This window comes from Wenjunlia vitaminophila DSM 41686 (assembly GCF_000380165.1).
GTDB classification, from domain to species: Bacteria; Actinomycetota; Actinomycetes; order Streptomycetales; family Streptomycetaceae; genus Wenjunlia; species Wenjunlia vitaminophila.
In genome coordinates, this window is record NZ_KB904634.1 from 31115 (window position 1) to 40198 (window position 9084).

At 73.4% G+C, this 9084-nt stretch carries 5 protein-coding genes; 4 read left to right on the forward strand and 1 reads right to left on the reverse strand.

Translation table 11 applies throughout. The features are described 5' to 3' along the window. Positions 1–30 precede the first annotated feature (30 nt). Complete coding sequence (locus tag A3IG_RS0100130; RefSeq protein ID WP_018381500.1) at positions 31–1014, reverse strand: 2-hydroxyacid dehydrogenase; 984 nt, start codon at positions 1012–1014, stop codon at positions 31–33. Between the two features lie 644 nt (positions 1015–1658). Here A3IG_RS0100130 and A3IG_RS27975 point away from each other — a divergent pair. From A3IG_RS27975 to A3IG_RS0100150, 4 genes are all read left to right on the forward strand, one after another. Further along, positions 1659–3083 (forward strand): VWA domain-containing protein, encoded by a 1425-nt coding sequence (locus A3IG_RS27975; RefSeq protein WP_018381501.1) that lies wholly within the window; start codon positions 1659–1661, stop codon positions 3081–3083. 220 nt (positions 3084–3303) lie between these two features. Beyond that, entirely contained in the window at positions 3304–5148 is a 1845-nt protein-coding gene (recQ, locus tag A3IG_RS0100140; RefSeq protein ID WP_018381502.1) for a DNA helicase RecQ, read from the forward strand. Between the two features lie 104 nt (positions 5149–5252). Next, positions 5253–5954: an HDIG domain-containing metalloprotein gene (locus tag A3IG_RS27980; protein WP_322887977.1), complete on the forward strand. Its 702-nt coding sequence runs from the start codon at positions 5253–5255 to the stop codon at positions 5952–5954. A gap of 651 nt (positions 5955–6605) precedes the next feature. Then, positions 6606–9047: an acyltransferase domain-containing protein gene (locus A3IG_RS0100150; RefSeq protein ID WP_236719072.1), complete on the forward strand. Its 2442-nt coding sequence runs from the start codon at positions 6606–6608 to the stop codon at positions 9045–9047. Positions 9048–9084: the final 37 nt, after the last annotated feature.

Genomic DNA, 9084 nt, shown 5'->3' on the forward strand with positions numbered 1-9084 from the left:
CCCATGGACGGTCGAGGCCGAGCGGCGGGGTCACAGGAAGTCGTCGCTGCGGCGTCCGGCCAGGTAGTCCTCGACGTTGCGCACCGTGGTGCGGACGATCTCCCCCACCGCCTCCCGGGTGAAGTACGCCTGGTGCGAGGTGACCAGCACGTTGCGGAAGGTCATCAGCCGGGCGAGGACGTCGTCCGTCATCACTTCCATGGACCTGTCCCGGAAGAAGACCCCGGCCTCCTCCTCGTAGACGTCGAGGCCCACCCCGTCGAGCCGACCGGCGCGCAGCGTCTCCACCAGGGCGCCGGTGTCGATCAGCCCGCCCCGACTGGTGTTGATCAGGATGGCGTCGTCCCTCATGGTGGCCAGGGCAGCGGCGTCCACCACGTGACGGGTGTCGGGCACCAGCGGGGCGTGCAGGCTGACCAGGTCGGACTCGGCGAACAGCCGATCGCGTTCGACGTACTCCAGGCCCAGTTCCCGGCACCGGGGGTTCTCCACGACGTCGCAGCCGAGCAGGCGCATCCCGAACCCGGCGGCGATGCCGGCGAAGGCGGCGCCGATCTTGCCGGTACCCAGGACCCCCACGGTGCGGCCGTGGAAGTCCCTTCCCATCAACCCGTCGAGACGGAAGTCGAACTCCCTGGTCCGACTCGCCGCACGCACCACCCGCCGGTTGACCGCGAGGGCGAGCGCCCAGGCGAACTCGGCGACCGAGTGCGGCGAGTAGGCCGACACCCTGGCCACGGTGATGCCGAGGTCCCGGGCCCGGCCCAGGTCGATGTTGTTGTGGCCGGTGGCGCGCTGGGCGATCATCCTGGTCCCGCCGTCCGCGAGGACCCGCAGGACACCGGCGTCCAACGTGTCGTTGACGCTGCTGCTGATCACCTCGTGGCCGGCTGCGGTGGGCGCGGTGTCCGGGGTGAGGAAGAGGTCGAGACAACGCACCTGGTGACTCGGCGCGAATGCTTGTTCGAGCAGGGGGCGCTCGGTGGCGAGCACCCCATAGGCCACGATCTCCACCGAACCTCCCGGGTACGCCGATGCGGGTCTGCGCACCGTGGTACCCGGTGGTCGGAGGATCACAGCATCCCGGCCGGGACCGTCCACCGACCGGCGGGGCCGCGTCCGGCGCCACCGTTGAGCCCGCGCCCGTACTGGCGCCCGAGGGCTACAGCACGCGGGAGGCCGCGCGTATGCTGCACAACCATGGGGGACGGTGCCACTTCGCGGCCCGACGACATCACCGACAGCAGCGCCCGGGAACCCCCGGCCGATCCGTGTCCGGTCCCGTTCCGGCCCGGTCCCCGGCCCGGGGGTTCCCCTCGGTGGGGACACGGCGCTGACCCGCGCCCGTGTGCCGGATGGGCCGCACGCGGGGACCGGACGGCGCCCCCGGCCGGACCGTCCGCGCCGTCGCCGACCGCCGTGTCACCGCGGGTCCCCGGGTGGCGCGGTCTCCCCACCCCGCGGCGACCCGGCCACCCGTCGCCCGGAGTCCCCCGGCACCCCCGGTACGAGCCCGTCCCGCACGTACGAGCCATCCCGTACGGCGGCTGGAGCGTGGAGGTCCACGGTGGTGGCGGACGGAGCCCGGTTCCGCCCGGGCGCCGACGGGAACGGGCCGCCCCGGGCCCGTTCCGTTCCGGGAGGAAGGAGGCGAGGCGATGAGCGCGCAGACCACGTCGGACCGGGGGACCGGGGGGCGGCTGACCCTGACGACGACCCACCAGACCGACCCGTACGCCGCCGGTGCGGACCGGGACGTGCGCGTCTTCCTCGAGGTGACGGCGAGCGGTCTCGGTGCCGGGCCCTGCGGCGCGGTGGACCGGTCCGAGGTCGTCATCATCGACTGTTCCGGCTCCATGGCGCACCCCGCCGTCGGCAAGATCGGCGCGGCCCGCCGGGCGGCGGCGGAGGCGATCGCGATGCTGCCCGACGGCACCCACTTCGCACTGGTCGAGGGCACCGGCACGGCCAGGGTGGCCTACCCCTGGGTGGACTCCTGCTCCCCCACCACCGTCGCGGCCACCCCGCAGAGCCGGGCGCAGGGCAGTCGCACCGCGCGGGCGATGAAGGCCCACGGCGGCACCCGCATCTCCGCCTGGCTCGAGCTGGCCCGCAGGTTGCTGGTCACCCGCCCCAACGCCACGCTGCGGCACGTGCTGCTGCTCACCGACGGCCACGACGAACACGACACCCCCGATGCCCTGCGTCGGGTGCTCGACCGCTGCGCCGGCCAGTTCACCTGTGACGCGCTGGGCATCGGCGAGGACTGGGACGCCCACCAGCTCACCGAGATCGTCCACCGGCTGCACGGCAGGGCGGAGGCCGTGGACACGGGCGGGGAGGGCACCTCGGACGCCGGCGACACCGCACGCCGGCTGACCGGGTTGTTCCGCGAGCTCGTCGGGGCCTCGACCAGCCGGACCCTGCCCCAACTGGCCCTGCGGGTACGCCCTGAGGCTTCGGTGCGGGTCGCCCTGGTCCGGCAGCTCACCCCAACCGAGCGGGAACTGACCGGCGCGCCGGTGGACGGCGGCGCCGCCCTGGACCTGTGCACCGGGGCCTGGGGGGACGAGACCCGCTGGTACGAGCTGCGGCTGCGGGCGGAACCCGACCGGCCGCGTCCCCTGGCGGACGGAACCACCCCGATCGCGTCGGTCGCGCTGGTCGCCGAGGGCACGGAGCTGCCCGAGGAGCAGAAGATCACGGTCCGCTGGACCGGCGGGGAGGCGCCGCCCGCCGAACCGGGCGGGCTCCGGGCGCACTTCGAGCGGTACGACCGGCTGAACGAGGCGGCCAGGGACGGCGCCGACGCCCTGGTCCGGGGCGACCGGGGGGTCGCCGTCAGGGAGCTGGGCACGGCGGTGCGGCTGGCGCACCAGCTCCGGGACACCGACCGGCTGCGGCGCCTCGCCAGGTTGGTGACGATCGAGGACGCGGAGCGGGGCGAGGTGCGGGTCCTGGAGCACCCGGAGCGGCGGCACGTCCAGTCGGTGATCGTGGCCAGCAGCCACATCGAGGCCCCGCCGGGGACGGGCGGCGTTCCGGCCGTCGGCGGTCCGGGCGGTGACCCGCCCCGGGGGTGACGGGAGGTTCCCCGGGGCGGTTCCGCGAGGTCCGCCGGCACCGGTCGCGGGCGCCGTGACGCCGTGGGGCCTGGACCGCGGCCGGTGGTTCGCCGAGCGTCCCGGGCAGGGGCGCGGACCCTCCTAGGATGACCTGGTGGCTACCCAGCAATCAGCTCCCGTCCCACCCGTCCCCCTCCTCCCGCCCACCGGGGCCCCGGACCCGTTCGCGGACGGTGCGTTGGAGGTGCTGCGCCGGGTCTTCGGCTACGACACGTTCCGGGGGGAGCAGCAGGAGATCGTCGAGCATGTGATCGCTGGCGGCGACGCGCTGGTGCTGATGCCCACCGGCGGCGGGAAGTCGCTGTGCTACCAGGTGCCGGCGTTGGTCCGGGAGGGCGTGGGGGTGGTGGTCTCCCCGTTGATCGCGCTCATGCAGGACCAGGTGGACGCGCTGCGCGCGCTGGGGGTGCGGGCCGGATTCCTCAACTCGACCCAGGACCCGGACGAGCGGCGCATGGTCGAGGCGGAGTTCCTCTCCGGTGAGCTCGACCTGCTGTACCTGGCCCCGGAGCGGCTGCGGTCGGAGGCCACGCTGCGCCTGCTCGACCGGGGCACGATCTCCCTGTTCGCCATCGACGAGGCGCACTGCGTCGCCCAGTGGGGGCACGACTTCAGGCCCGACTACCTGGCCCTTTCCACGCTGGGGCAGCGGTGGCCCAAGGTGCCGAGGATCGCCCTGACCGCGACCGCCACGGAGGCGACGCGGGCGGAGATCGTCTCCCGGCTGGGGCTGGCCGACGCCCGGTCGTTCGTCGCCAGCTTCGACCGGCCCAACATCCAGTACCGGATCGTGCCGAAGAACGACCCCCGCAAACAACTGTTGGCGCTGCTGCGCGCCGAGCACCAGGGGGACTCGGGCATCGTCTACTGCCTGTCCCGCGCCTCGGTGGAGAGGACCGCTGACTTCCTGGTGCGGTCCGGGATCGAGGCGCTGCCGTACCACGCGGGCCTCGACCCCCGCACCCGGGCCGAGCACCAGTCGCGGTTCCTGCGCGAGGACGGCCTGGTGATGGTGGCCACGATCGCGTTCGGCATGGGCATCGACAAGCCGGACGTGAGGTTCGTCGCCCACCTCGATCTGCCCAGGTCCATCGAGGGGTACTACCAGGAGACGGGCCGGGCCGGCCGGGACGGCCTGCCGTCCACCGCCTGGTTGACCTACGGGCTCCAAGACGTGGTGCAGCAACGCAAGCTGATCGACGGCTCCGAGGGGGACGACGCCCACCGCCGCCGGCTCGCCGCCCACCTCGACGCCATGCTGGCGCTGTGCGAGACCGCGCGGTGCCGCCGGGAGCACCTGCTGGACTACTTCGGCCAGTCCGGTTCTTCCTGCGGCAACTGCGACACCTGTCTGAGCCCGCCGGAGACCTGGGACGGCACCGTCGCCGCTCAGAAGGTCATGTCCACGGTGGTCCGGCTGCTGCGGGAGCGCCGGCAGAAGTTCGGCGCGGGACAGGTCGTGGACATCCTGCTGGGCCGCAAGACGGCCAAGGTGATCGAGCACGACCACGACACGCTGAGTGTCTTCGGCATCGGTACCGAGCTGCGGGAGGCCGAGTGGCGCGGGGTGGTGCGCCAGTTGCTGGCCCAGCAACTGCTCGCGGTCGAAGGTGACTACGGCACGCTGGTGCTCACCGACGCCAGCGGCGAGGTGCTGCGGGGGCAACGCCCGGTGATGCTGCGCCGGGAGCCGGAACCGGCGCCGAGGGCCCGCGCGACCGGGGCCGGCGGGCGCGAACAGGGGGCCAAGGGCCGCCGGGCGGTGCCCGTCGACCTGCCGGACGCCGCGGTGCCGGTGTTCGAGCGGCTGCGTGCCTGGCGGGCGGCGACCGCGAAGGAGCAGGGGGTGCCGGCGTACGTGGTGTTCCACGACGCGACCCTGCGGGAGATCGCCGCCGGCGCCCCGTCCAGCCTGGCCGAGTTGGGGACGGTGTCCGGGGTCGGCGAGGCCAAGCTCGCCAAGTACGGCCAGCCGATCCTCGACGTACTGGCCGGGGACACGGAGCCCGCGGACAGCCCGTGACCGCGGCGGGAGCGGCGGGGCGCGGCGGCTGACGCGGCCACGGCGGGCGGGCGCCCCGGCCGCACGGAGCGGGGCCGAAGGGAGCTCCGATCCCTTCGGCCGGGGTGACCCGGGCGTTCCGGGAGCAGTCGGTCAGTATCCTGCCGGAATGCGTGTGCCGACACCTCGGGAAATTCGCGCCCTGCACGAGCGGTATGCCCCCACACCGCAGGTCCTGGAAACCGTGTATCGGCCACTGTGAAATCATCTGGGAAATCGCGGAACAACTCCTGGAACGGTTTGCGGGCGACATCGACGGGGAACTGGTGGGGGCCGGTTTCCTCCTGCACGACGTCGGTGTGTACCGGGTCATCGATGGCGCCGGGAGCCCCGACCGCAGGAATTACGTGCGGCATGGCCTGCTCGGGCACCAGATCCTCCGGTCCGAGGGGTTCCCGGAGGCGTTGCGCCGTTTCTGTTCGTGCCACACCGGCGTGGGGCTGACGAGGAACGACGTCATCCGCCAGCGACTCCCGTTGCCAGTGGCCGACCATCTCGCGGTCACGGCCGAGGAGCGGCTCGTCATGTACGCGGACAAGTTCCACAGCAAGACCACCCCACCGACGTTCCTCACCGCTCACGCTTGTGCCGCCCACGTCCGCCGCTTCGGGGAGGACGAGGTGGAGGCCTTCGGCGCCCTCCGTGAGCGTTTCGGGGTGCCCGACGTGACTGCCCTGGCCGGCGCGCACGGCCAGGGCGTTCAGGAGTGGCGCACCGGTTCGGACCGCCGAGGGCCCGCGACCCGGGAACCGGATGTGTCGGTCTGATCGGGGAGCAAGGCACGGGATACGGAGCATGGTCGAGCAAGTCAGGCGGGCCCCGGCAAGAAAGACATGACCGAGAGTTCCCCGCACACACCCATGATTCTGGCGAACGCATGACAAATGAGTGCCATAACGAGCCGGACTCCCGTTGTCCACACCTGTGCGGCGATACCACAGAAACCGCCTGATCCGGAAAATTCCGAACCTCGAAGGAAGGGGCCGGACGGGAGCAATTATCCCGGCCGTCCAGCAAAGGGTGGTTTCACTGGCACCCAAGGAACGCACATGCGTTCCTCAAGCAAACGTAAAGAGATCTGTCCCACACCAGTCGTATCTTGTGCTGTGCTGACCGACGCGGTCATGCAGATCGGTGGCGCGACGGACAATCGGCCTTCGAAGGCCTTACCGCGCCGGAACAGGGACCGTCCTCCCCCGTCACAATCCCGCCGCCAACTGCGTTCGGGGGCGTCGGTCGTCTGCTGGCTTTTGCACAGAGAACAGAGGCGTCAGGTTGAGTGTGGACGTGATTGCGGTCGGCTCACGACCGTGGGGAACCACCGCGTTCGTGGACTCCAGTGATCTGGACCGATCCCAGGTGTCAGTACCCCTCCCGATTCCGGCGCCCTCGGTCGCCGGCGCAGCGGGGGCCGCGCCGTGACGCGGCCGGAGCAGGACACCGCAACCCCCCTGGTGGCCGTCATCGGTGTCGCCCCGAGGTCGTTCGAGGCGGCCAGCCGGGCCCCGGAGTCAGAGGTGCCCCTGCCAGTCGGAGGCGAACGCGGCGCACTCGACCACGTGTTCTTCTCGATGGGTCGGGAAGAGGCCGCGGCCCTGCCCGCCCAGCGGAGGGTGGTGCTCGAGGTCGCCTGGGAGGCCCTCGAGCACGCTGGCTGCACGTCCGACCGGCTGGCCGGGCAGGACGTCACGCTGTTCGTCGAGCGCCGCGCCGACCCGCCCTGGGGGAGCGGGACGCGCCTCGGGCCGCTGGAGGTGGCGGTCACCACCGGGGACGACGCCGAGGACGTGCTGGGACGCGCGGTGCGGCGGCTGGGCGGTGCCGACGGGTGCGGTACGGCCCTGGTCGCGCTCGAGGACTCCCCCGGTGGCACCGGGTGCGCGGTGCTGGTGCTGCGGCGGCTGACCGACGCGGTGGCCGAGGGCGACCGGGTGTTGGCGGTGCTCGGGGCGGCGGCGAGCCGCGGGGAGCAGGACCCGGTCCCGCTGCGGGGGGCCGGCCCCGAGGGAGTCGTCCGGGCGGTTCACGCGGCACGGCGCGGGGAGGCGGGGAACGCCCTGGTGGGAGGCGGGGACGGGACACCGGTCCGGTTCGACGCGCCACCGCCTCGGCCCGCTCCCGTCGTCGCCGAGCCGCCCTCGCCGATGGTGTTCCCGCTCTCCGGGGCGTCGCCGTCCGGGCTGCGGGAGAACGCCGCGCGCCTCGCCGGGCTGCTGGCCTCCCCCGAGGCGCCGGAGCTGGCAGACGTCGCGTGGACCCTGACCCGGCACCGGACCCCGCTCACCGCGCGGGCGGTGGTGGTGGCCGGGGACGCCGACGAAGTGCGGGCCGGGCTGCGGGCCGTGGCCGCACAGGAGTCCGCACCGGGTGTGGCCACCGGGGCTCCGGTGGCCGGCCGCGGGACCGGTGTCGTGTGGGTCTTCTCCGGGGACGGCTCGCAGTGGACCGGGATGGGCCGGGAACTGCTCGAGCGGGAACCCGCCTTCGCCGACTTCCTCAACGAGGTGGACCCGGTCTTCCGGGCCGAGGGCGGTTACTCCCCCGTCGAGCTGCTGACCACCACGGACGTCGGCGCCGCCCGGGTCGGTCACATCCAGGGGCTGTGCTTCGCCGTGCAGGCGGCGCTGGCCGCGGTGTGGCGCGACCACGGAGTGGAGCCGGCAGCGGTCATCGGGCACTCCGGCGGCGAGATCGCCGCCGCGGTGGCCGCCGGCGCGCTGTCCCCGGCGGACGGCGCCCTGCTGGTCTGCCGCCGCTCCGCGCTGCTGCACCGGGTCGCGGGCCGGGGCACCATGGCGCTGGTGGACCTGCCGCCGGCCGAGGTGGACGCCTCGCTGGCCGGCCGGGACGACGTGGTGGTGGGGATCTGGGCGTCGCCGCTGTCCACGGTGGTCTCCGGTGACCTGGACGCCGTCCGGGAGCTGGTGCGCCTGTGGGAGGCGCGGGGACGGTTCGTGCGGGAGGTCGCCACCGACATCGCCCCGCACAGCCCCCACATGGACCCGCTGCTCGACGAGGTCAGGGCCCGGCTCGCGGAGCTGGCGCCACGCCGGCCGCTGGTCCCGCTGTACTCCACGTCGCAGCCCGGGCCCCGGGGCGCCACGGACTTCGGCGCCGGGTACTGGGCGGGGAACCTGCGCAACCCGGTGCGTTTCGACACCGCGGTCGCCGCGGCGGCGCAGGACGGCCACCGGGTCTTCGTCGAGGTCTCCGGGCACCCGCTGGTCACCCAGGCGCTCGGGGAGATCCTCGCCGACCAGGGGGTCACGGACGCCGTGGTGCTGCCCACGCTGCTGCGCAACCGGCCGGAACGCAGGACCTTCCACACCCACCTGGGGGCACTGCACTGCCACGGCGTCCCGGTGGACGTGAACCGGCAGGGCGCCTTCGGGCGGTTGGTGGACCTGCCCCCGTACGCCTGGCAGCGCGCCGAAGACGGGGACGCCACGGCCGGGGAAGGTCCCGAGGAGACCGTGGCCTGGCGCCTGCTGGCGCCGGACGATCTCGCCGAGTCGTTGACCGCCCTGGTGCGGCGGGTCGTGACCGGGCAGCTCGGCGTCGCACCGGCGGACCTGGACGACCGGCGGCCCCTCGCCGAGTACGGGATGGAGTCCCTGGCCACGCTGCGGATCACGCGGCGCCTGGCGGAGCAGGTGGAGCTGCCGCTCCCCGCCACGCTGCTGTGGAACCACCCCACCGTCCAGGAGGTGGTCACCGAGCTGTCCACCCGGCTCGGCGGGAAGGCGCCGCCCGGGCAGCGCGCGGAGGCGGAACCCCACCCGGTGGCGTCGGCGGGGACCCTCCCGATGCCTTCCGGATTCGAACAGCTCCTCGACGAAGTCGAGAGCCTGACGGGCTGACAGACAGGTCTGTGAACAACACGTACGGGGGTGACCG